The organism is Ferdinandcohnia sp. GQ5, assembly GCF_059759275.1.
In genome coordinates this window covers 25970-50180 of record NZ_JCAXEW010000005.1, presented here as the reverse complement: position 1 = coordinate 50180, position 24211 = coordinate 25970, and the positions used below count along the sequence as shown (strand labels likewise).

The 24211-nt window shown below is 33.9% G+C and carries 24 protein-coding genes and 1 pseudogene; 19 read left to right on the top strand and 6 right to left on the bottom strand.

From position 1 onward, the window contains the following. The first annotated feature begins 231 nt into the window (after positions 1 to 231). Positions 232 to 1465, top strand: a pseudogene (ltrA, locus tag AC6CHV_RS07740) (group II intron reverse transcriptase/maturase). 86 nt (positions 1466 to 1551) lie between these two features. After that, a complete protein-coding gene (locus tag AC6CHV_RS07735) occupies positions 1552 to 1692 on the top strand; it encodes a DUF3953 domain-containing protein (protein WP_498078736.1) in 141 nt (46 codons plus the stop codon). 224 nt (positions 1693 to 1916) lie between these two features. Here the strand turns inward: AC6CHV_RS07735 and AC6CHV_RS07730 are convergent, their stop codons facing one another. From AC6CHV_RS07730 to AC6CHV_RS07715, 4 genes are all read right to left on the bottom strand, one after another. Further along, the gene (locus AC6CHV_RS07730) at positions 1917 to 2243 is read right to left on the bottom strand and encodes a hypothetical protein (protein ID WP_498078571.1); all 327 of its coding nucleotides are present in this window, start codon (positions 2241 to 2243) and stop codon (positions 1917 to 1919) included. A gap of 10 nt (positions 2244 to 2253) precedes the next feature. Further along, positions 2254 to 2391, bottom strand: coding sequence for a hypothetical protein (locus AC6CHV_RS07725; RefSeq protein ID WP_498078570.1), 138 nt, complete (start codon positions 2389 to 2391; stop codon positions 2254 to 2256). Between the two features lie 128 nt (positions 2392 to 2519). Beyond that, positions 2520 to 2663, bottom strand: coding sequence for a hypothetical protein (locus AC6CHV_RS07720; protein ID WP_498078569.1), 144 nt, complete (start codon positions 2661 to 2663; stop codon positions 2520 to 2522). A 319-nt stretch (positions 2664 to 2982) separates the two neighbouring features. Further along, positions 2983 to 3642 carry a hypothetical protein gene (locus AC6CHV_RS07715; RefSeq protein WP_498078568.1) on the bottom strand — a complete coding sequence of 220 codons (660 nt, stop codon included), beginning with the start codon at positions 3640 to 3642 and terminating at the stop codon, positions 2983 to 2985. A 143-nt stretch (positions 3643 to 3785) separates the two neighbouring features. On the opposite strand from AC6CHV_RS07715, the gene AC6CHV_RS07710 reads away from it, so the two are divergent. Continuing rightward, positions 3786 to 4313, top strand: coding sequence for an ImmA/IrrE family metallo-endopeptidase (locus AC6CHV_RS07710; RefSeq protein ID WP_498078567.1), 528 nt, complete (start codon positions 3786 to 3788; stop codon positions 4311 to 4313). Here the strand turns inward: AC6CHV_RS07710 and AC6CHV_RS07705 are convergent. Both AC6CHV_RS07705 and AC6CHV_RS07700 read right to left on the bottom strand, forming a co-directional pair. Further along, positions 4306 to 4884, bottom strand: a complete 579-nt coding sequence (locus tag AC6CHV_RS07705) for a hypothetical protein (protein WP_498078566.1) — start codon at positions 4882 to 4884, stop codon at positions 4306 to 4308. The two genes, AC6CHV_RS07710 and AC6CHV_RS07705, sit on opposite strands and share 8 nt — an antisense overlap. A 1-nt stretch (position 4885) precedes the next feature. After that, a complete protein-coding gene (locus AC6CHV_RS07700; protein ID WP_498078565.1) occupies positions 4886 to 5530 on the bottom strand; it encodes a sigma-70 family RNA polymerase sigma factor in 645 nt (214 codons plus the stop codon). 454 nt (positions 5531 to 5984) lie between these two features. Here AC6CHV_RS07700 and AC6CHV_RS07695 point away from each other — a divergent pair, with 454 nt between their 5' ends. From AC6CHV_RS07695 to AC6CHV_RS07620, 16 genes are all read left to right on the top strand, one after another. Further along, complete coding sequence (locus AC6CHV_RS07695; protein WP_498078564.1) at positions 5985 to 6200, top strand: hypothetical protein; 216 nt, start codon at positions 5985 to 5987, stop codon at positions 6198 to 6200. Between the two features lie 834 nt (positions 6201 to 7034). Continuing rightward, entirely contained in the window at positions 7035 to 8423 is a 1389-nt protein-coding gene (locus AC6CHV_RS07690) for a RepB family plasmid replication initiator protein (protein WP_498078563.1), read from the top strand. 1173 nt (positions 8424 to 9596) lie between these two features. Continuing rightward, complete coding sequence (locus AC6CHV_RS07685; protein WP_498078562.1) at positions 9597 to 10619, top strand: substrate-binding domain-containing protein; 1023 nt, start codon at positions 9597 to 9599, stop codon at positions 10617 to 10619. Continuing rightward, positions 10616 to 11542: a ribokinase gene (rbsK, locus tag AC6CHV_RS07680; RefSeq protein ID WP_498078561.1), complete on the top strand. Its 927-nt coding sequence runs from the start codon at positions 10616 to 10618 to the stop codon at positions 11540 to 11542. Before AC6CHV_RS07685 ends, rbsK begins: the two co-directional genes overlap by 4 nt. Further along, complete coding sequence (locus tag AC6CHV_RS07675; RefSeq protein WP_498078560.1) at positions 11539 to 12288, top strand: ATP-binding cassette domain-containing protein; 750 nt, start codon at positions 11539 to 11541, stop codon at positions 12286 to 12288. The genes rbsK and AC6CHV_RS07675 overlap by 4 nt, the downstream gene beginning before the upstream one ends. A 28-nt stretch (positions 12289 to 12316) precedes the next feature. Continuing rightward, positions 12317 to 13087 carry an ABC transporter permease subunit gene (locus AC6CHV_RS07670; RefSeq protein ID WP_498078559.1) on the top strand — a complete coding sequence of 257 codons (771 nt, stop codon included), beginning with the start codon at positions 12317 to 12319 and terminating at the stop codon, positions 13085 to 13087. A 61-nt stretch (positions 13088 to 13148) separates the two neighbouring features. Continuing rightward, positions 13149 to 14264, top strand: coding sequence for an ABC transporter substrate-binding protein (locus AC6CHV_RS07665; RefSeq protein WP_498078558.1), 1116 nt, complete (start codon positions 13149 to 13151; stop codon positions 14262 to 14264). A gap of 23 nt (positions 14265 to 14287) precedes the next feature. Continuing rightward, a complete protein-coding gene (locus AC6CHV_RS07660; RefSeq protein WP_498078557.1) occupies positions 14288 to 15115 on the top strand; it encodes an MBL fold metallo-hydrolase in 828 nt (275 codons plus the stop codon). Positions 15116 to 15140: 25 nt separating this feature from the next. Continuing rightward, positions 15141 to 15890, top strand: coding sequence for a glutamine amidotransferase (locus AC6CHV_RS07655; RefSeq protein WP_498078556.1), 750 nt, complete (start codon positions 15141 to 15143; stop codon positions 15888 to 15890). Positions 15891 to 17183: 1293 nt separating this feature from the next. Continuing rightward, complete coding sequence (locus AC6CHV_RS07650) at positions 17184 to 17516, top strand: YolD-like family protein (RefSeq protein WP_498078555.1); 333 nt, start codon at positions 17184 to 17186, stop codon at positions 17514 to 17516. A gap of 666 nt (positions 17517 to 18182) precedes the next feature. Next, positions 18183 to 19205, top strand: a complete 1023-nt coding sequence (locus tag AC6CHV_RS07645) for a substrate-binding domain-containing protein (RefSeq protein ID WP_498078554.1) — start codon at positions 18183 to 18185, stop codon at positions 19203 to 19205. 27 nt (positions 19206 to 19232) lie between these two features. Then, positions 19233 to 20267 carry a DctP family TRAP transporter solute-binding subunit gene (locus AC6CHV_RS07640; RefSeq protein WP_498078553.1) on the top strand — a complete coding sequence of 345 codons (1035 nt, stop codon included), beginning with the start codon at positions 19233 to 19235 and terminating at the stop codon, positions 20265 to 20267. Between the two features lie 198 nt (positions 20268 to 20465). Next, complete coding sequence (locus AC6CHV_RS07635; protein ID WP_498078552.1) at positions 20466 to 21284, top strand: TIM barrel protein; 819 nt, start codon at positions 20466 to 20468, stop codon at positions 21282 to 21284. Then, positions 21281 to 22141: a phosphogluconate dehydrogenase C-terminal domain-containing protein gene (locus AC6CHV_RS07630; protein WP_498078551.1), complete on the top strand. Its 861-nt coding sequence runs from the start codon at positions 21281 to 21283 to the stop codon at positions 22139 to 22141. The genes AC6CHV_RS07635 and AC6CHV_RS07630 overlap by 4 nt, the downstream gene beginning before the upstream one ends. Before the next feature lie 252 nt (positions 22142 to 22393). After that, positions 22394 to 22942: a TRAP transporter small permease subunit gene (locus AC6CHV_RS07625; RefSeq protein WP_498078550.1), complete on the top strand. Its 549-nt coding sequence runs from the start codon at positions 22394 to 22396 to the stop codon at positions 22940 to 22942. Next, positions 22942 to 24210 carry a TRAP transporter large permease subunit gene (locus AC6CHV_RS07620; RefSeq protein WP_498078549.1) on the top strand — a complete coding sequence of 423 codons (1269 nt, stop codon included), beginning with the start codon at positions 22942 to 22944 and terminating at the stop codon, positions 24208 to 24210. Before AC6CHV_RS07625 ends, AC6CHV_RS07620 begins: the two co-directional genes overlap by 1 nt. Position 24211: the final 1 nt, after the last annotated feature.

Sequence of the window (24211 nt, the reverse complement as noted above, 5' to 3'; positions counted from 1 at the left end):
GGAACCCACTTAGTGATAAGTAGCTGAATCAAGAGAAGTCAGCTGATGTCATAGTATCAACCTTGCGGTTGAGAAGGACGGAACGAAAGGAGTGGCCATGTTAGACTACTTTACAAAGGAACGAAGACATAGCCAATCGTAAGACTACATTAGAGCTAGAAGGGCGGAAACCGACGAACTCTATTGTAGAGTGGAGTTCTCTTTGTGCAAAGTCAAGAACATGGGAACGATATGGAATATAATAACGAATTAATTGAGAGAATCATAAGCCAAGAGAACATGAATCGAGCCTTTCAGAAGGTAAAGAGAAACAAAGGAGCAGCAGGAGTCGATGAGAAAGATATAGAAGCTACTCGCCTTCATTTGAAAGAACACGGACAAGAAATCATTCGACTTATACGGGGCAATACAAACCTCGAGCAGTTAGAAGGGTAGAAATCCCAAAACCTAACGGTGGTAAGCGTAATTTAGGAATCCCTACAGTAACCGATCGAGTTATCCAGCAAGGAATTATTCAGGTGCTGACCCCAATTTTCGAGAAACAATTTAGCCCTCATAGCTATGGATTTTGGCCTAATAAGAGTGCTCATCAGGCTATTGAGCAAGCTAGATTATACATCGAAGATGGGTATCAATATGTTGTAGATATGGACCTAGAAAAAATTCTTTGATAAAGTACAACACGATAAATTAATGTCTATCGTAGCTAAGACCATTACTGATAAACCGACATTAAAACTTATACGTCGGTACTTACAAGCAGGAGTCTTGGAAAATGGTGTTGTGTCTGTAAATAAAGAAGGTACTCCACAAGGAGGACCACTTAGTCCACTACTTAGCAATATCATCTTAAATGAGTTGGATAAAGAACTTGAAAAACGAGGGCATAAATTTGTCCGTTACGCCGATGACTGCAACATATACGTGAAGAGTCAAAAAGCTGGGGAACGAGTTAAAAGCGGAATAACCGACTTCATAGAAAAGAAGTTAAAACTCAAGGTGAATGAAGAGAAAAGTGCGGTGGGAAAGCCGATAGCACGTATATTCTTAGGGATGAGTTTCTACCGAAGTAAGGGAAAAGCAGGGTGTACGTGCCAAAGAAATCTAAACAAAGGTTTGAAGGTAAGCTAAAGAAACTTACAAACCGCAATTGGGGAGTAAGTATGAAGTATCGCATTTAAAAGATAAACAACTAATTCAAGGGTGGGGAAACTATTTCAAAATCGCTGATATAAAGAGATATACATATCTATTAGACGCACATCTCAGAAGAAGATTGAGAGCCTGCCGATGGAAAGAATGGAAGAAAACGAGAACCAAATACCGAAACCTAAAGAAATTAGGCATCTACTCAATAACTGCTTGGAAATGTGCAAACTCCCGAAAGGGATATTGGAGAACGTCTAATAATCCTGTCTTGGATTCAGCTATGAATAAAGAATACTGGTTGAAACAAGGACTATAAAGTTTTTGCAAATTATTTTATCAATAATAGTTATTTCACTTGCAGGATATGGTTTGGTAACTGAGGATTTTAAGTTTCAACCATATATGATGTTGGTTTTAAGTTTAACAATGTTGGTAATGGGATTAAGACTAATTCAAAAGGGGGACAAGTTTTACGGCTGGCTAAGTATTGTTGTATTTATGTTTATTTTATTTGTATTAATTCAAAGTTTCTTACTGAAGTAACGGGTGCTTTAGTTTAAGAAGGATCAGGGAATATACGCATTAAAGAAAGCTCACCAATTACTGTGTCGAGTTTTGCCTTTTTGAGACCTAGCAATAAAAACTTTGACTACGAAAATCTTAAGAATTTCTCTTCTGAAGATTTTTAAATGGCTAAGGAGCAAAGAAATACATAGTGCAAACGGCAAAAAAATCTAAGATACTGTTTGTACCTTAGATTTTTTTTGTTAGAAGCCTGATTGGTTTCTTGTCCAATGAACGACAGCCTCTTCCTGCATTTGTTCCCAGGAATCGAAATTTGTTGACATATTTATAAAATTATCCCATTCATCATCATCTATTGCTACAAAATCCTCTTCGGAATCTATTGTAAACGGTGAATCATCAAACATTTTTTCTATTGATGGAAATTGAGTGTGTTTTTTCATAAATTCAATTGGGAATAGTTCAGTAAAAGCAATTGAATTTTGTCCTTCTAATCTTTGAACAATCCGCTCAAGATTTTTTAACTCACGTTCAAGTTCATCAAATCCTGAAAAATCAACTTTTATCATATTTGTCTCCTTATTTAGCTTTAGCCTGAGCTAATACAGATCCAGCCAGACTTTTCGCTGTTTTACTTGAACTTTTGCTTTGAAGCACTTTTGAAGCTTTTGTAGCAAGCTTAGCGCTTGATGTTTTTCGAGAGCTAGATTTTGCCAAAAGTGGTAACCTCTTTTCGAAATTTTTAGGGAAAAGAGAACATATGCCCCTTTTCATTACTTATTAAAAACGTTACTATTAAGTCATTAAATATTTTTGTTTAGAGGGTTTCTATGTGCTGCAACACATTAGAAACTCTTTTTTATTTGTCTTTCAATTTTGCTAAGCCCTTTATTAATGTCTTGCTCAGCTTTTTTTAGTTCACGCTTTAATTTATTTTCAGCCATACGTATTTGACTGTTTAATCTGGCTTTACTAAATCCTTTTGACATAATGACACCCACCTTTCTATGAAATTTTAAATTGGTAGATTCTTCCCCCTTTCACTCTATTTATTATACCAGTTCATCAATAATTCGTTCAACAAAAAATCAATATATAGTGTTAAAATATATTTCGACAACACTACATATTGTGTTTAGAATCGGAAAAACATTCTTTTGTCAACATTGAAAATCAATGATTTTAAGAGATAGAGAGAGAATAATAAAGATAGAGTAACGAACACGTTAAAATTCGAAGTGTTTTCATTGTTGCGTGCCTAAAAATAATTTTTTAACTAGAAAACTTCAAGCGAGGGGCACTTGAAGTTTAGTAAGAATATCTAACGAAAAATTCAGGATCGTTCTGCCAAGCAAAGGACACAACTTGTCTATTGGTATGAGGGATATCTGAGACCATCTCGCTGATTTCTTGCCCATTCTCAGCAATTCCTCTTGTTTCAGATGGATTTATTTTCGCTCCAATCGGAGTTAGAATAGTCATTTGTACTCTTCCCCCTTGGGCTACTTCTAATCCGTCAAATGGGAGAACAATATAAAACTCAAAGTTATTATTCTCACTATCTACGTTTAATGGAAATAGTTTATACTCATATGAGAGAGTATAAGTATTTGGTGAACCTGCAATAGGGCTTAAAGGTGCCTCTTTTAAAACTGCTCTTAAAAGTAGCTTGGAAGCATCTTCTAGAACACCTAAAACATTCTCTGCCTGAGCTTCCTCTCTAATATCCTCTGTTCCTTGTAGGAGTGTTTCTTCACGTTGGGGGAACATTCGAATATTTTTAGCTTTGAATAGTGCTGCAACTTCTGGTGGAATTGATGTTCCACTTGGTACATACCAGGTCATTTCATTTGGGAGTGGCTCTGTTGTTGTCAATAATGTTTCTACTCTAACCGTGTCATACTGCTTGTTGTTGAACCTAGAAGTATTGTTAATTACAACTGTTGCGTCTTGTAATGAGATTTTCATTTTGTTTCCTCCAATTTGGATTAATAGATTAGTTTTAATCAAGGCTCTTACGCCCCTCGTTATAATTGCCTTGTCTACCTATCTATTGACATAGGAAAGCAAAATCTCCCTCGAAAACAAAAAAATATTTTAGGTGATGTTAAATGGATATCGATGGCTTTATTTATGAAACTGGAGAAAAACAATCTGAGACTAAGGCTGCTCGTAAATTTGGTGAAAGAATTGCAAAAGAGGCCTCGTTTACGAAGCCTCCCATAGATGTGTTCTCAATTATTGAAGAAAAATATGGCTTAAAAGTAAGGAAGTTATCTTTAAATGATGAAGTTTCAGCAATTGCAGACCTTGATCAAAATGAAATTATAATCAATAAAGATAAACCTTATAATCATACTCGTTTTACAGCAGCACACGAATTGGTGCATATTTTGCTTAAACATAAGCAAAGAAAGTGGACTGAATACTCTGCGAATATTAATAATTCTAATCCAAATAAACCAATCGAGGAAGAAGCAAATTCCTTTGCTGCTGGTTTACTAATGCCGGAGTATTTAGTTAGAAAGCTGGCAAATAAAAAAACGACACCGGCAGAATTAGCAATGTTATTTGAAGTTAGCCAGGAAGCAATGTGGTATAGTATTCAGCAATATCGTTTGATAAATAGATTTATTTAATAAATGACGCGATAAAATTGTCGCGTTTTTCTTTTTCTCGATCAATTGCTATTTTGACATTTGCATCATGTAGAGCTCCTTTTAGATTAGAAGCAGAAATCCCACCCTGGGAACGTGCCGCATAGTTTCCTAACAACGGAGAATTGATGTTATCTTCATTAATGCTAATTTTCTTCATTTGATTTCCTATTTCGATTTTAGGAATAGTAAGCAACAAACAAAGCCGATTCAATGTTTCTATAGGAATATCCCAAGGGAATTTTTGTTCGTCTAAGATGTCATACAAAGATTCAATATGTAGGTCAATATTTCTTGCTATTTCTTGTAACTTTAAATCGGATTCTGCAATTATTTCCAATAGATACTCTCCGAAGGTGATTTCCTCAAATTCATTGCTGATATCTAAGTCGTCCAAATAATCAACTAAATCCTCTTTGTGGTTATGAGGAATTTCAACACCTTTTAATATATTGTGGTATTTCTTTTGACTGACGATAGGGCGTTTAAACAGGTAGTCTTTATTTTTTCGTAGTGCATAAAGATCTTTTGATAAGTCTTTATTTTTATCCATATTAATTCGCCTTTCTTTTATAGTTTTGGATATCCCAACCCATTTCTTCTAAGTGTACTTTTAGTCTTTCTCGAGCTTTATTTAACATATTCGAAATACGTTCCTTTTTTGTATTTAATGCTTTAGCAGTATCTTCAACTGAATACCCTTTAAAACAACGATAATGAATCACTTTATACCAATTGCTTGGAAGTTTATCTAATGCTAATTTAAGTGAATCCAGGGCTTCCTGATAAAGTACCTTTTCATCTGGAAGTTCATTTTCAGGAATCGAAAGTAACTCAAAGATATCCATTTCTGAATCTTTACTTAAATCACTGTTTAATACTTCCTTAGCATCGAAAGGGTAGTAACGATTAGAAAATTGGAGAACTATCTTTTTGATATACCCATTGACCCAAGTTCGAAAGGTAGAATTTTCAGGATCAAAAGTGTGTATCTTCTTATGTACAGCTTCTAACAGATGGCAAAATGTATCTTCCACAATAGAGTAATTGCTGGCCAAGTCTTCCCGTGGAATTTTTAATCTCCTATAATTAAGTGAAATAAGACTGAGACAGTCTTTACTAAATGCTTTCCATTCTTCGGTTGAGATTGTATTTTCTTCTGGATGAAGGATGTATTGGTATATATTCAGGTATTTCAAATAAGACCCACTGCCTTCCTTTATAATCTCTTATTTATTGACAACAAAATCAAAAATCTCCCCTAATATCGTATTGGTATATACATAATTTTATCATTCTTAAAAATATCTATAAACTTTTAACTGTGATATACGAAATATTGATACTGTACTGTAAAGCACTAAAACCCTAAAAGTTTTGGGATACATCACCTAACGGACAAGTAACATATAAAAAAATAAGCAATATCAAGATGAGGAAGGGGTAATTTTGTGACCAGAGGGTGAGGATAATAATTTAAGTGTTTATCTATTTTTTCTTTGCTATAGTTAATCAAGGGGAGATGAAAAGAAACATATGAACGAGAAACAACAAGAAATCATCAAAGAAAAAGCATAGCTTTTTGGAGAGCATTATGTAAATAACATCCTTAGACAAAAATTTTATGTTCAGACAAGAATTGATCGTTCTTTAATGGATGAAATCAAACGAAAAGAAGCCGAGTTGTTTGGGTTGGGGGCTAGGTGTGCACTGCTTACAATATCTCCAGAGAATGCGGAGAAAAGATTAAAGAGTAGAAATCCCGAAAAATGGGCTGAGAAAAAAGAGGAAGAAAATAAAGCGGCTTGCGATTTATTAATAATACGCTTCTACAATTTTCAATCCCGCCTGAGGAGAAAAAAGGTTTGATTATACTCTAAACAATTAAGCAAATGTCTATGAAAAATATATTCGTATATAAGATCTTGTTCATGAGCTTTTATAGGAGCTTTCACATAAATTACTTCCTTTACAAAAAAATATATATAAATACAGACATATTTTTGTTGTTTTAAACATATATTGATTTAATGTTTTTAATGATTTCTTGTTTTAATTGTTTTAAGGATGATAATTTCATTATAATATCAATGTTTCTAAGTGTTAAGTATCACTAATTTTGCGTGAAAACTCACTTTTTCTGCGTGAAGTATCACCTTTGTTACTTGAAACATCACTAATTTTGCGTAAACTCTCACGTTTTTTGCGTTTGAACTATCACCTTTTTTGCGTGAAGTATCACTTATTTTGCGCAAGCAGGAGTTCTAAAAATAACAGGATAGATAGTGAAAAATATCCTAAAAAAATCCATGAAAACCCTTATTTTATGGCGTTTTTTGGCATTGCTTGTAGAATTGAACTCATAGTTTCCAATTTAAAGTATCACTTTTTTTGCGTTATTAGTTTAACTATCACTAATTTTGCGTGAATTTACCTCTAAGTATCACCAATTTTGCGTTTATCTCAATCGAACTATCACTTTTACTATGGGTTAATTCAACCTAATGTAAGCGCTAAATCAGTCTTTATGAGTTGATAAACCTTGATTTTACTGACTTACTCTAACTATCACTTTTTTTGCGTTACTTCTAACTATCACTAATTTTGCGTGAAAAATCCGCGCTTTCCTAAATATCACTCTTATGGTAAATTTGTGATAGTTAAGCATTCTAATAGATGTCGGTCATAGTAGAGGGTGAAAATATGGTTAAGAAAAACACACAGGTCCCAGCAGAAATAATCAATAAGGATCATGCTAATGAAGGAAACCTAGAGAACATCAATATAAAAGATTGGGTAACCAAATCAAATGACCTTATTGAAAGTACATATAAACTAACGCTCCAAGAGCAACGGATATTACTTGTACTTGCCAGTAAGGTCCAACCTAGTGATGAGACTCTTAAACCCTATAAATTTCGTGTGAGAGATTTTATCGATATCATTGGCGGTAAACAGGGAACAGGTTTTTATTCCTACATGAGAGAAGTAGTTACTGGCCTGCAGCAGAAGACTCTTACCTTGAAAAAAGGGAGCAAATCCATCGTTGCAAACTGGTTGATCACATCCATTTATGAAGAAAACGAAGGTTATATCATTCTAAAATTCAATCCGGATTTAAAGCATTTATTACTAGAGTTAAAAGAAAAGTTCACTATGTATCAACTAGAAAATGTAGTTAGACTTAATTCTATTTATTCCATTAGGATATATGAACTTTTAAAACAATACGAAAAAATTAGGAAGCGAGAATTCACATTAGAGGCTTTACGTTCTTTATTAGGTATTGAACCCGATAAGTATAAGCAATATGGACATTTTAAAAGCAAAGTACTACTCGTGTCACAACAAGAACTTCAAGCGAAAACCGATATTGAATTCGATTTTACGGAAATCAAAACAGGTAGGAAAGTTACTGGAATTTTCTTCACTATAAAAAGCAACAAACAACATTTAGAAGCACCAAAAGGAGAACCTAAAGATGAACAAGGTAAAAAAACTACTCCAATGCCTAATAAGCAATTAATTGATAGATTACTATCACTTGGTGTAGCTGAAGAAATGTTAGATTGGATTATAAATGAATTTCCGGAAGAACGCATTATTCGTAATGTTGAGTACATTGAAAGTCGACTCAAGAGTGGAGATAACATTGGTAATGTAGGTGGCTACACAGTTAATGCTATTAAGTTAGATTATGCCAAATCACAGAACAAAACCAAAAAGAATAGGAAAATTATACGTCAGGAAGAAATCCCAGATAGTATTGGTAAGCAGATCCGGATGGAGGAAATACTTGAAAGTGGCAGCTTAGAAGAAAAACAGAGGTTATATCTTGAAACCCGTAAAGATCAAACATCCTATGAAAAATTCTTACTAAACGCTAAAAAATTTAAAATGGGAGTTTCTAAACACCTAGAATCTCAGGAAGAAATAGAACAGGCAGGAATTGACGAAATCAGAAAGCATCTGATTGAAGACATCAAAAAGCGAAGAGAACTTGGTCTAAAATTGCAATCCATGGAAGAATTTGAAAACAGTGAGATACGAAAAATATATGAGGATCTCATTTTTGAATCAATCATTTTTTGAACCTTAATAACATTACAAAGTTTTACATAAGATAATAATCCATCATAGAATGAATCACCTTTGTCTAATGAGCCTCATCTAGGCTCATTTTTATATCTTTAGGTGCATTTATTAGAGAATTGTTTATTATTAATAAGGCAATGAATCCTAATCAATAATTTTAGTTTCATATTTAAGTAACTGGTGCTTTGATCCAAGAAAGACCAAAGCATCTTTTTGTTGTAATATTCCTCCAAAAAAAATCCTGTTGAAGAATCAGGATTGAAATGGATTTTATTTATGTGCAGTGCCATAAATATATATGGAGTGTCTCACATCTATATAAGAGGTCTTGGACACTAGCCCCAATCCAGTTAAGGTCGGGAATCACCAAAAGGTCACTGCACATACTTTGATAGTTTTTTTACAACACATAAGTATCCTCCAACGGACGCTTACTGTTTTCTGAAAATAGCATTTAATGTGACTACATACTTTTTTTATTACCGAAAAAATGCCAAAGCTATGCTAAATAATTCCTTGGAGAACAATTTGATTGATAAAGGGCAATATAAAATTATGGATAACATAAGAAATCTTAGAAATATTGTTCATGGTAATAATTATGAATCACCGTTATTCATTGACTGAAATCCTTTAATAATCTATTAACTGTCGTTTTAATATCGATAGCATCTTTTCGACTATATAATTCATAATTTAATATAGAGAAAACCTACTTTTTTTGGTTTTTTTACCGTTCAGCTGTATACTTTTTTTCATACCGTATGCACGTGATGCCAGGGATTAGTTTTTTATACTTTTTATGATAGCCTGATTATGGCCAATGAAATATACCACCAATGACATTGTCTTACCACCAAGTTACAAAGAATGTACCAGTATACGATATGGTGTTTAACAGTTTTCCTTCTGTATAATTTATGAGCACACCTTCGGTGTGCCTTGTACGATTGTAATCCCGAATTATAAAATAAAAGCTATGGTATTAATTTTTATTTTGTTAATAATGAAAATAGTAAAAAGATATTGTCAATTTAATAATTTTCAATTATAATCACAAATGTAAACGTTTTTACAAAATGTTACTTTATTCTAATTTTTTACTAATGTTTACCTTGCATTTATTTATAAAAACGTTTACGCAATATGGGTAAAAATCTGGAGGTTATTATGATCCATGAAATTACGATAAAGGATGTTGCTAAAAAAGCGGGTGTTTCCGTCGCTACAGTTTCAAGGGTTCTTAACGGACTTGATAGGGTAAGCGATAAGACACGCAAAAAGGTTCTTAAGGTTATTAAAGAACTAAATTATGTTCCTAATACTATGGCAGCTTCCATGATTACAAAACAAACTTTGATGATAGCGGTTGTAGTTCCTGAGATTGAGAACCCCTTTTATACTGCAGTTATAAAAGGAACGTTTAATGTTGCAAAGAGAGAAGGCTATCATACATTTGTATTTTCTACCAATGACAATGAATTAGAAGAAACTGCATTTTTTGAAAGTTCTTTAAGTAGAAATGTTGATGGAATTGTACTAATAGGGGCTCATAGCGATAAAGAGTTCTATAGAAAGATAACAAAACCTGTAGTATTAGTAGACCGGTATATTGAGGGTACTGGGCATGATGGAGTTGTGATAGACAATTTTGGGGGAGCATATGAGGCGACCCAATATTTGATTGATAATGGTCATCAAGATATTGCCATTATTACTGGACCTCAAATTTTTAATGATGGATTGGAAAGGTATAGAGGATTTCAACAGGCCCTAAAAGATAATGGTGTTGAAGTACTTAATGAGTACCATAAAGAAGGTGAATGGTTCGAAAAAAATGGGTATCAATCAACGAAAGCATTAATGCAACTTGCAAACCCACCATCTGCAATTTTTGCTGCAAATAATTTAATTTGCAAGGGTGTTATAAAGGCTTTAAGAGATTTAAATTTGGAAATAGGTAAGGATATATCTCTAGTAGGTTTTGATGAAAATGAACTTGCTGAATTTGTAAAACCCAGAGTAACTGTTATTAAACGACCTACTTATGAAATGGGGATTCACGCAGCGGAATTATTAATTCAAAAGTTGAAGGACAGTAATGTCGATAATGAATCTTCGAGGAAAATCACTTTAGGCGTAGAAATTTTGAAATTTGGTTCCGTTAAGAGTTTTAAAGAGGTGATGAAGTGAAGGTAAACATTCTTGTAGCGGGTAGCCTAAACATGGATATTGTTAATCGAGTCCATAAACACCCACTTCCCGGGGAAACCATACATGGGATAAAAACTTCTTTTTTTTCTGGTGGAAAAGGAGCAAATCAAGCTGTAGCCGCAGCTAGGTCAGGGGCCACAGTGTTTATGGCTGGTGCATTAGGAAATGATTTTTTTGCCTCGGAAATTCGTCAACTATTATCACATGATAATATAAATCTTCAATTTATTAAAAGTAAACAATGTTCAACAGGTATTGCAGTAATAACAATCGATGAATCAGGTGAAAACAATATTATCTTAAATAAAGGGGCGAATGGGGAGTTCAATTCTCAAGATGTAATTGAAATACCTTGGAACCAATTTGATGCAATCCTTATCCAGAACGAGGTTCCGTGGGAAGTCAATGCATACATCCTAGAAAGGGCAGCAAAATATCATATAAAAACAGTTTTCAACCCCGCACCAGCTTTGCAATTAAACAATGATTATCTTAAATACATAGATCTATTAATTTTGAATGAAATTGAAGCTTCTGAAATGACTAAAATTCAAGTTAAAGAAAAGAAAGATGCTATTAAAGCTGCAATTTTTCTTATAAAACAAGGGGCGAATGAGGTTATTATCACACTTGGTATAAAAGGAGGAATTTATTTAAATTCTAGCTATACCACTCATGAGTATCATTCTTTTAAAGTAGATACAGTTGATACTACAGCTGCTGGGGATACTTTTATAGGGGCTTTTGTATCCCAATATTTAGTTAGCCATGATGTCAAAAATAGCCTAAGGTACGCTACAGCAGCGGCTGCGCTAGCAGTTACAGTAGAGGGAGCGCAAAATTCTATACCAAATAATAGACAAGTTACGGCTTTTATCGAAAAAAGGGGAGATTTTTTGTGAGTTCAAATCAATCTGAATACCTAATTAAAATGGAGAATGTTTCTAAAGAATTTGATACACCTAAAGGAAAAGTTAAAGTTTTGCAAGATATAAATCTAACTGTAAAAAGAGGAGAGAGACTTTGTATAGTAGGCCCATCAGGTTGTGGCAAAACTACAATACTTAATATGATTTCGGGATTTCTACAAGCAACTTCAGGAAAAATATTAATTAGTGGTAGAGAGGTTGTAAGGCCTGGGCCAGATAGAACAGTAGTTTTTCAAAAAGACTCAGTATTTCCTTGGTTGACTGTTAGAAAAAACCTTGAGTATGGGCCGAAAGTTCGTGGATTGGCCCGTAAGGAATGGGAGAAAAAAATAGATTTATATTTAGAGAAAGTTAAACTTACTGAGTTTGCAGATCGTTATCCAAAGGAATTGTCCGGAGGAATGAGAAAAAGAGTTGACATTGCAAGAGCGTATGTTAATTCACCGGAAATTTTATTAATGGATGAGCCCTTCGGACCCCTAGATGTTATGACAAAAGAGATTATGCAAAAAGACTTATTAGATTTATCAAATGAAGAAAATAAGAGCATTATTTTTATCACACACGATATAGAAGAGGCTGTTTTTTTAGGTGACCGTGTTATTGTAATGACTGCACGACCTGCCAAAATACATTCAGATATTGTGATTCCATTCCCTAAAGAAAGAAGCACATCGTTAAAAATGGAGCCTGAATTTCAGCGCATCGCAAAGAAATAGATGGCATATTTAAAGGGGTTGAGCATGTATGAAGCACATTTTCGAGAATTTAAAATGGTTATCTGTAAGCGTTGTCACATTAGTAATTGCCTTTGTCTTGTGGTGGGTATTAACTAGTGGAACTGGTTTAGTGAAGCCATTATTTTTCCCGAGTCCAGAAGGAGTTTGGAAAACAATCGTCATGATGAATTCAGAAGTAATTTATCACTCGGGGGCAACATTGATTCGTGTTATCGTAAGTTGGTTAATTGGATCAATTATCGGTGTAGTAACTGGTCTGATTTTGTCAAGAAGTAAATGGCTTTTCCATATTATAAACCCACTGATAGAAGCGTTACGTCCAATACCTCCTGTTGCATTGATACCACTAGTTTTAGTTTGGTTTGGAATAGGAGATTCGGGAAAGATCTTTTTAAGTGCATTAGCCTGTTTTATGGTAATGGTAGTGAATACACTTGTCGCATCAGGTAATGTACCAAAAGTTTATTTGCAAGCATCTGAAACCCTTGGGGCAACCCCAAGTAAAACATACCGTAATGTAGTTTTACCAGCAATCATTCCTGAAATCATGTCTGGAGCGAGGATTGGAATTGCATTAGCGTTTGCTGTAACCGTAGCTGTTGAATTCATGGGGGCAAAGTATGGTGTTGGATATCTAATTATGCAAGCTAGTAGAACACTTAATACGGAAGTTGTTATTTTAGGAACCATTATTATTGGTTTAGAGGCATTTTTATTAGAACGAATTCTAAAAGCTGTTAGTGATAGAGCAACGCGTTGGACAGAAAATACTAATTGATTCATTTTCTAACTTCTAGGTTAGATTTGAATATAAATTATATTAAATTAGGGGGAATAAGATGAAAACTAAGTCTATGTTATTAACGTTGTTACTTGCAGTCAGTTTAGTAATTAGTGCATGTAGTTCAGAAACAGCTAAAGAAAGTACAAATGAAGATGGGGAAAAGTTAACAAAGATTACGATAGGAGTTTCTCCATTTCAAGACACTTTACTACCTATAATAGGTAAGGAAAAAGGTTGGTTTGAAGAAGAAGGTCTTGATGTATCATTCGAGACACTTGCTTGGAATTCAGTTATGCCTTCATTAGCCTCAGAATCTATTGATGTAGCCGTATACAATACAACCGGAGTGGTGTCAGTACACAATAAAATGGAAAATGCCATTTTTCTTTATCCTTGGAACATCTTTACTGAAGGCCAAGCTTTAATGGGACGACCTGAAATCGGTTTAAAAACTGTAAAAGACTTTGAAGAAGAAGGAAAGTCCCATGAGGATGCTGTAAAAGCTACTGTGCAACAACTAAAAGGAAAAACTATTATAACTACCATGGGAAGTGACATGGGGAAAAGTGTTATAGAAGTAACAGAGAATAATGGACTTAGTCGAGATGACTTTGAAATCATCGACATGGATCCAGACCAAGGGTTAGCTGCTTTTATTGCTGGATCTGGAGATTTATATCTTGGAGGAATTCCCCAACGTACTCGTTTAGAGAGTGAAGGATACCTAACTATGTTGGTTGGCCCTGATTTAGCTCCTGTTCCTATAAATGGTTGGGTTACCACAAATATGTATTTAGAAGAAAACGAGGAAGCTTTATTAAAGTTACAGCATGTTATGTTTAAAATTATCCGTTACACAGAAGAAAATACAGACGAGGTTGGTAAATTAATAACTGATAAATTAAACTCTGAAACGGGTGCAGATATGACTGTTGATCAGTTTAAAACTTTCTTTACTCAAATTGAGGACTTTACAGGGAATGCATCTCTAGTAGACGAGTACATTCTAAATGAAAATGGATTTGCTTTCTGGAAGAAAACTTGGGATAACGACAACAAGTATTTTGTAAAGATTGATAAATTAATTCCAGAAGAAGTTCCTTACTCAGCTTTTAAGGGCGAAGAGTTCCATAAAAAATATATAGCGAAGTATGGCGCAGATGAAAAATGATACAAAAAGAGGAGTGAACTAAAATGAGTGTTAGACTTCATAATATTTTAACAGGAGCTTTAGAAAGTAGTTATTCTACAAGTGTGTTCGGTGCACCAGAAAATCATCCAATGGTTACAAAAGAAGAATTATTACCATATGGCCATAAAGAACGTAAGTATAAGGAGGATGGAACATTTGAGCCTGGTTTAATGGTTCCTGTCCCAGTTTGGTTTATTGAAGGAGAAGACCAAAATATACTTATTGATACTGGTTTAGGGGATTGTTTTGAAATTATGGATCTTCAAAATAAATATGGGATTGATTACATTGCAACAAAAACAAAAGAACAGGAAATTGTTAATGCGCTAGCTACAAAGGGGTTAAAGCCAGAGGATATTGATGTCGTAGTTCTTACTCATTTACATTTTGACCATATTGGTAACAATGAATTGTTTAAGAATGCTAGATTTATAGTGCAAAAGGATGAAGTTCCTTTTCTTATAAACCCTCCTGCTTTTGCAACATTTTATTACCGTGAATGGCAACATAAGATTACATCAATCAGTGATAGATTAGAAATGATTGAAGGTAATTATAAATTAAGTAAAAATATTGAGCTTGTAAAAGCTGGCGGTCATGCTCCAGGACAAATGGTAGTAATGGCAAACACTCAGGCAGGTAAAGTGTGTTTAGCATCAGATTTCCTATATAACTATACCAACATTAGGCATGCATGGCCGATGGGGCCAGTGTGGAATATGCAGGAGTGGATGAATAGCTTCCAGTTTGTTAAAGGTAATGCTGATATTATAGTTCCAAACCATGATTTTGAACTATTTGAATATTATCCTGATGGAATTATTGGATAAAATAATTATGTAAAGGTGGAGTAAAATGAGTTTGAAAATTTTATTAGCAGGTGAATCATGGATGAAACATACTATCCATGTGAAAGGCTTTGATTCATTTACAACTTCTGAATATGAAGAAGGTGCTAAATGGCTACGTCAATCGTTTATAGATCAAGGGCATGATTTTGAATATATTCCTGGACATCTAGTTGCTGAAGAATTTCCAAGTTCAATGGAAAGTCTACAAAATTTTGATGTAATTATTATCAGTGATATTGGTGCAAATTCATTCTTACTATCAAATGAAACTTTTGTGCAATCTAAAATCGTAACTAATCGTTTACAACTATTACACGACTATGTTGAACAGGGTGGAAGTTTATTAATGATAGGAGGGTATTTAACTTTCCAGGGAATTGATGGAAAGGGTAGATATCATAATACTCCAATAGAAAAGTGCTTACCAGTTCAGATGCTTCCATATGATGATCGGGTTGAAATCCCAGAAGGTGTTAAACCAGAGGCTTTAATACCTGAACACATTATTTTGAATGATTTACCTGAACAATGGCCGGGGTTTTTAGGATATAATCGCCTTATAGCTAAAGATGATGCAACGGTTCTAGTTCAAGCAGGAAGCGACCCATTTCTATCAGTTTTAAAATATGGAAAAGGTAGAACAGCAGCATTTGCATCCGATTGTTCACCACATTGGGCACCGAAAGAATTTTTAAATTGGGAAGGATATGCTAAGCTTTGGAATAACATTGCAAATTGGCTAGCAAAAAAATAATAGTTTAAAGATGACTATTCAAATAGGGCAGTCTAAAAGATATAAATTACTTGTGGCTGCCTTTCTAGTAGAAAATTCAAGTTAGAACTTTGTGGGAGTACAAAGTTCTAACTTTTTTCTTGCATAACATTTGATCACAAGATATGGTCACAGTAGCTCCCTGAACTTTGTCGAAGCCTGATAGAAGAAAAGTTGTAAGATATGTAATTGATTAGCAGATTAATACTACAGCCACAAACATTTAAATTTTCAAACATTTTTTTGATTTATCGCAATTTTGGGTAGAGTTACAAGTTTATTAAAACTTTTATCTGAAGGGCTGTTTCATTCTATGGTAAATACATGCGTATAAACAGTGGACTGACTTTTGGGATGCTGTCGCAAGGGAAGCACCTCATTATGTAGTAAATGATTCAAGTTGAAGATTTGTAGAAAACAACAATAATACATATATTCGTTATTTAACAAAAAGACTTTAAAGTAGATTATTTATCATCTAACAGTGCGGCCAAGTAGTTTAAGCAATTTAGTTTCCAACTTTTTTGTCGCTTTACAGCTAATGCATACAAGGATGCAAATGAAAAAAATTCATATTACGCAACCAGGGAGGAAGGTTACGTTAATATTTTTAAACAAGCCAAATTTTTCATAAACTAATCTTGTAGATGAAATGCTAAGAGACTTGGAATTTCAAAAAAAATATATGAAATTGGATAAGTATTTTGAGAGTCTGTATGTGTTTGAAAAATTTAAAAGTGGTGTCAATGGCTTTTAAATATTATATTTTTCTTAAATTTAGTGATGAGGTACGTAGTACAGTTACCAAAGAAAAATGAAATCTTGATAAATACATTTGTGAAGACCAATGAAGAGGGAAAAATTACAGATATAAATTGGTTATCACATTTAAATAAAATTTCTTTTGAAGTTGAACAGGTAATGTTTTCTACCCTCTATTTAATAATAAAGGATATTGAGACAATTATTGAGTTGTTTAAATTGGAAAATGATGAAAAGGTCTGACTAAAGAACTTGATCAGTTAGTTTCATTACGTGCGTAAAAAGAAAGGACGGGGCTTATATTGAAGAAAATCTGTCCTTTATAACAGTATCTATTGATACACAGTACAACGATACTGCACATACAAAAGAAGTTATTTATACTACTTTGTCAAAGAATGTACTTGAAGTAACGGGTGATTTAGTTTAACAAGAACAGTCTTGATTGCTTTTTTTAACGCCCTATTAATCGAACATACATTCCTGTATAGTGCATTTAAAGGAGTGACCAACGTGTTAATAGATCGTGAAAAAATAAAAAGGGGCATGGCATTTGCGATGCCAGAAATGGTTGACTCTTATAGAAGAATTGATTGGGATAATAAGAAAGTTGAAAAACCTATATTAGATGAAAATCAATTAGAAGAGATAAACCAAACAATATGTAGTGCTATGGAGTACAACGAAGAGCTGGTATTCACTCTGTACTATAATGGTGGTTTTCAATTATTAATCGGAAAAGTGCACTTTGTGGAGCCTTTAACATCTGAGTTAAGAATTATAGATCATTTTGAAGAAATACATAGGGTTAGGTTTAAGGATATAGTTAATGTTTGTAATATATAATGGATAAAATTTACCGTATTTTCTTATGGATAGAAAAAACTAAAAATGAAAAGTACCCCTAATGAACTAGGGGTATTTCTTAAATAAAAGCAATTATTTCAAATGGTTAGGTAGTCGTTTAGTTCATTATATCTAAAGCTAAAATAAAATAGTTTTATAAGGAAAGTTATATAGAAAATATAAAAAATTCAAAAAAAATATTGACATTAATTAAATAAATTTATATCATTTATTGTGAGAACGTTACCATGTTTTTTTGAGAAACCAATTAATAATCAACTTTTTTTATTTGTATTTTGTGGTAACGTTACCACAAAAGATTAATATTCTATTTGGAGTATGAATTTAGTAAATGGTAAATTAGTAGAACTCACGTATAGACAATATAGATGTTATGAACAATGTATAGGAAAAACAACGGGTATATAAGCTTTTAGAAGATAGTCACTCCAAAAGGGTTAGAAAGGGAAAGCGATAAAAAGCTATTTTTTTTTATTGGTACGTGTGGTAGCGTTACCACATGTATAGAAGTATTCCTTATATATCTAAGGAATTGCTCGCATTCTTTATGGTAACGTTACCACTATAATAAAAATATTATTGTGTTTTCAATAAAATTGTTCACGTGTTATGTGAGATCGTTTTTGAAAAGGAAGGTAGATAGAAATGACTTCAATTAAAGATATAGCAAAACATTCTGGTTACTCTGTTTCAACCGTTTCGAGAGTAATAAATGAAACGGGATATGTTAGTGAAGACGCAAGAAAAAAAATCCTAGAAGTAGTAAATGCTTTTAATTATAAACCAAATTCGATTGCTAGAAGTATGGTAACGAAGCAAAGTAAATTTATTGGCCTTTTAATTCCACACATTAATAGTCCTTTTTTTACAGGGTTAGCTGTCTGCGTTGAGGAGGAGGCTAGGAGTTTAGGATACAATGTTCTTCTTTGCCATACAAAGGAAGATACAGAGATTGAGAAAGATTACTTGAAGGTACTTATGGAACGAAGAGTAGATGGGATCATTGCAACTCCTGTAGGAAAAAGTTTTAAAAGTTTTAAAGAAGCTTCGAAAGATATCCCGATAGTTTTTGTCGGGAGAACAGATGAGAAATCGAATATTAATAGTGTAGTGGTTGATAATGTCGGTGGAAGTAGGAATGTCATGGAATATCTTCTAAAGTTGAACCACCGAAAAATTGGGGTGATTAATGGACCTAATGATATATCAACAGGCAGATTGCGTTGGGAAGGGGCTAAACAGGCATTTGATAATTATCAGGTTAAAATTCCCCAAGATTATATTCAAGAAGGTGATTTTACAGCTTTAGATGGTTACAAATGCGCGATGAAATTACTGCAATTACCAGAACGACCAACGGCAATATATGCAGCTAACCACATGACAGCCCTAGGGGTATTGAAAGCAGCAAGAGACATGGAAATATCAATACCTGAGGAACTTTCTATTGCTTCTTTTGATGGATTTGAGGATTCAATACTTGATATGTATATAGAACCAAGAATAACAGCTAATATACATCCAACAGGGGACATGGCTCGTGCAGCAGTAAGTAAATTACATCAAGAAGTAACCAATAAAATCAAGGGGGTGATTTCAAAAAATGTAGCACAGACAACTGTAACAATGGAATTTTCAGTAAAAGATTCAACAAGGTCACTAACTTAAATAATAAAGGGAAGGGTGTAGAACTTGATGAACAGGTTTGTAAAAAAATCATTTGTTCTTATTAGTATTTCTATTTTATTGTTGCTAGCTGCTTGTGGGGGTGGTTCCAATACCGAATCATCATCTAACAATAGCGGAAGTGGGGATGCTTCAGGTGAAAAAATAACAATAAAATTAGGCCATGGAGCACAATTAACGCATCCATTAGAAGAAGCTTCTCAAAAGTTTGCTGAAATTGTAGAGGAAAAGACAAATGGAACTGTAGAAGTAGAAGTATACGGAAATACCCAACTAGGTGAGGAAAGAGCAATGGTTGAAGGTCTTCAAATTGGAACAGTAGATGCTGCAATTGTAGCTACCGGCGCAGTAAGTGGATTCCTCCCAGAGGTGGGTGTTGTTGACTTACCATTTTTATTCTCTTCAAAAGAACATGCCTATGAAGTTCTTGATGGAGAAATTGGTCGTAGTCTTTTAGATAAGTTTTCTGGTCAAGGTATGGTAGGTTTATCATTTATGGAAAACGGATGGAGAAATATAACTGCAAATAAAAAGATTGAATCACCTGAAGACTTGAAAGGTTTAAAGATTAGAACAATGGAAAATGAGGTTCACTTAGCATCATTTGAAGCAATGGGCGCAAATCCCACTCCAATGGCATGGGGTGAAGTATATACTGGATTACAACAAGGGGTTATTGATGCACAAGAAAACCCTATACCAATTATTTATACGAATGCACTATGGGAAGTACAGAAGTATACTGCATTAACAAATCATTTTTATACTCCTTATGTATTCTTAATGAGTCAGCAAACATTTGATAAATTAAGTGATGAACAGCAGGAAATTATTATGGATGCTAGTAAAGAAGTTACAAAACTCCAAAGAGAATTAATGACTAAAGCATCTGAAGAGCAAATAGATTTATTGAAAGAAGAAGGAATGGAAGTTTATGAGGTTGATAGGGAAGCTTTCAAGGAAGCATCTCAATCGGTATATGAAAAGTTTGAATCAAAATTTGGTAAAGAGTTAATTCAACAAATAAGTGATATTGAAAAATAAGTTAATAAAAGATATATAGAATCAATAGAAGTACCCTTGGAAAGGTTTTGCTCTAAAAAACTGCTTTTTTAAATAAAATGCAGATAAGAAAATGCCTGCTAGTACATGGGTATCTAGTAATCTTAACCTTAAAAACATAGCCCGTGTAATTAGTAGGTAAGATTTTTAATAGTTTAAATAGTGAAGAGGGATTTAACAGTGGTTAATCGTATCGGGATTAGTTCATACACATATACCTGGAGAGTTGGGGTTCCTGGCTTTGAGATGAAGAGACAGTCATATTCTGTAATGGATTTGCTAGAAAAGGCAATTGAGCATGAAGTAGGAGTTCTACAAATTGCAGACAATTTACCACTTCATACATTATCAGAGGGCGAACTAAGTTCTTTGAAGGCAAAAGCTAATAAATCAGGTATTGTTCTTGAAGTAGGATTAAGAGGAATTGAAAAAGAGCAGCTACTGACCTATTTAACAATAGCAAAGAAATTAGAGTCAAACTTCGTTAGAACTATTATTCACACATCTAATGGGGTACCAACAATGGAAGAAACTATCAATTTATTAGTAGAGGTTATGCCCTATTATGAGGCTGAACAGATAACCCTTGGTATTGAAAATCATGATCGCCATACAGTTAACGAGCTTGTAAAAATACTAGAATCGGTGGATAGTCCCTATTTAGGTGTTTGCTTAGACACAGTTAACTCATTTGGTGCTTTAGAGCCACCAGAGACCGTGATAAAAACCTTGGTGCCTTATATCGTAAATCTCCATTATAAAGATTTTAAAGTTGAGCGGGTTAAATCCCAAATGGGATTTTCAATTGTAGGATGTCCAGCAGGTGAGGGACAATTAGATATTGACTTACTAAAGAAAGAATTGAACGAATACAACAAAAGTCCTAATGTAATTCTTGAATTATGGACACCGTTTGAAGAAACACTCGAAAAAACTATTACTATGGAAAAACAGTGGGCTAATTTAAGTATTGCTTATTTGAAGGAGAATATTTTATGAAAAATAATGAACTGAAAGTTGCTGTAGTCGGAGCAGGCGGGAAAATGGGATGTCGTATTACAGACAACCTAGTTAAAGAAGATTATCAATTATTTTTATGTGAAAATGGAGAAGCCGGTATTGCTCGTTTAAAAGAAAGAGGTTTATCAACAACTCCAAGTGATGAAGCCATTCCTCAAGCGGATATAATTATTTTGGCAGTTCCGGATGTGTTAATTGGAAAAGTCTCAGCTAATGTTGTTCCTTTAATGAAGACCAACTCTACACTTGTTCTCCTTGACCCCGCAGCTGCTTATGCAGAGCAAGTATTAACAAGAGATGATTGTACGTTCGTTGTTACGCATCCTTGCCATCCAGCATTATTTAGTGAGCAGGACACACCTGAAGCTCGTAAAGATATGTTTGGAGGAATTGCAGCAAAGCAGGATATTGTTATTGCATTATACGCTGGATCAGAAGATAACTTTTCGATTGCTGAAGAGGTTTCTATTAAAATGTTTGCCCCTGTAATAAAATGTTACCGCATTACTGTTGAACAAATGGCAATATTAGAACCAGCTGCGGCTGAAGTAGTTGCAGCTTCAGCAGCTGTAATAATGAAAGAGGCTTATGATCAAGCAGTTAAAATGGGAGTTCCTGCCGAAGCTGCACGTTCATTTATGTTAGGACATATCCAAATTCCTCTAGCAATTGTATTTAATGATATTAATCCATTCTCCGATGCTGCAAAAATTGCTATTGAATATGGTTATGAGAAAATCTTTAAAGAAGATTGGAAAAGAGTATTCGAGAAGGAATCGCTTGATGAAGTCATTAGAAAGATGCTGTTATTAGAAGAAAATAAAGTAAACAATTAATTTTAATACCTTGCATTGATTACACTCATGAAATTTTAAAGGGGAAATCTAATTTTTACTGTTCCAAAAGGGATGAGACGGTGAATATCCCTAATGGAACAGTATTACTTAAAAGATTCATAGTTTATATAATCAGTTTTTAATTACTACAATAAGTGAATGCGTTTTCATAAATAAACCAATATTTAGTGATGTTACAAACCTTTATTAAGTAAATATAGTATATTTATAGAAAAGTATGGAGGGGTGAATATGGGGATTATACGGAAATTAGATGAACATTTTGAAGAGTTTCTTCTGATTATCTTCTCCGTTATATTAGTAACAGTTATTACATTACAAGTTTTTATGCGATATGCCCTATCGAGCTCTTTATCGTGGTCAGAGGAACTTGCACGTTATTGTTTTATCTGGCTCGTTTATGTGGGTGTAAGTTATGGGGTGAAAAAGCAAAGTCATATAAAGGTAGATGCCGTTATTACAATCCTAAAAGATAGAGGGAAGATTATATTAACTATCATTGCTAATTTATTGTTCCTTGGATTTGCAGTTTGCATTATTTATTATGGAAGTCGATTAATGCTCAATTCATTTAACTATGGACAAACCTCTCCTGGTATGAAAATTCCAATGTGGTTGGTTTATCTTGCTACTCCAGTTGGTATGGGATTGACCTCGATACGTATTATTCAACAGCTTATTAAACAAATTCGCAGTTTATTAGGGAAAGAGAAATACCAAGTGAAGACAGAATTAGACCTTATTTTTGAAGAAACAAAAGGCTCAAAGGAGGATAAGTGATGACAACATTAATATTATTTGGTAGTTTCGCCTTATTCCTTCTATTGAGTGTTCCCATTGGAATTGCGGTAGGTTTAAGTACTTTAGTTGCTTTAATATATTCTGGCGTTATGCCAGTAGAATTTTTAGCTCAAGGATTAATTACTTCGGTTGACTCCTTCTCGCTCATGGCCGTCCCGTTCTTTATTCTAGCCGGTGAAATTATGGGTAAGGGAGGAATTTCAGATCGTTTGTTTAATGTTGCAAAATCGATAGTTGGGAATATAACTGGTGGATTTGCAATAGCGACGATTATTACCTGCATGTTTTTTGCTGCTATATCTGGTTCTGGTCCAGCAACTGTTGCGGCAGTTGGGGGTATCATGATTCCTGCAATGGTTAATCAAGGGTATGACAGGAAATTTTCAACAGCAATTGTAGCATCTGCTGGTTCACTTGGGGTAATTATACCTCCAAGTATTCCGATGGTTCTTTTTGGAGTAACGGCAGGCGCATCGGTAGGCGATCTGTTTATTGCTGGTATTGTACCTGGTATCCTAATAGGTATAGCATTAATGATTTACTCCTATTATCACTCAAAGAAAAAGGGATATATCGGTACAGGTGAAAAAACGTCTTTCGTTCGAATTGTTAAAGCAATATGGGAAGCTAAATGGGCCTTAATTGTACCTATCATTATACTCGGTGGTATATATAGTGGGATTTTTACACCGACAGAATCAGGTGCGATTGCGGTTGTATACGGCTTGTTTGCGGGTTTTGTGTTGTATCGTGAGTTAAAACTAAAGGACCTTCCAAGAATATTAATTAATACTTCGTTAACAACTGCTACTATTCTTATTATAGTAGGAGCTGCAACAGCTTTTGGAAGACTTTTAACGGTTGAACGGATACCGAATGAAATTGCTAATGGTCTGTTATCAATTTCAAATAACCCGATTATTTTAATGTTACTGATTTTAGTTCTTTTACTAATTGTAGGTGCTTTTATGGATACATCAGCTGCGATTATTATTCTAACCCCAATTTTAATGCCAATTGTACTGAGTTTAAACTATGACCCGATTCACTTTGGTGTTGTATTAATTGTAGGTCTTGCCATAGGATTCATTACACCTCCAGTAGGGGTTAACTTATTTGTAGCATCTGGTATTTCCGGTTTATCTATTGAAGTTATAGCAAAAGCAGTGGTACCTTTCCTATTAGTTTTAATCGCAATGCTTGTAATAATTACATTTATCCCCCAAATTTCACTGCTATTTTTATAAA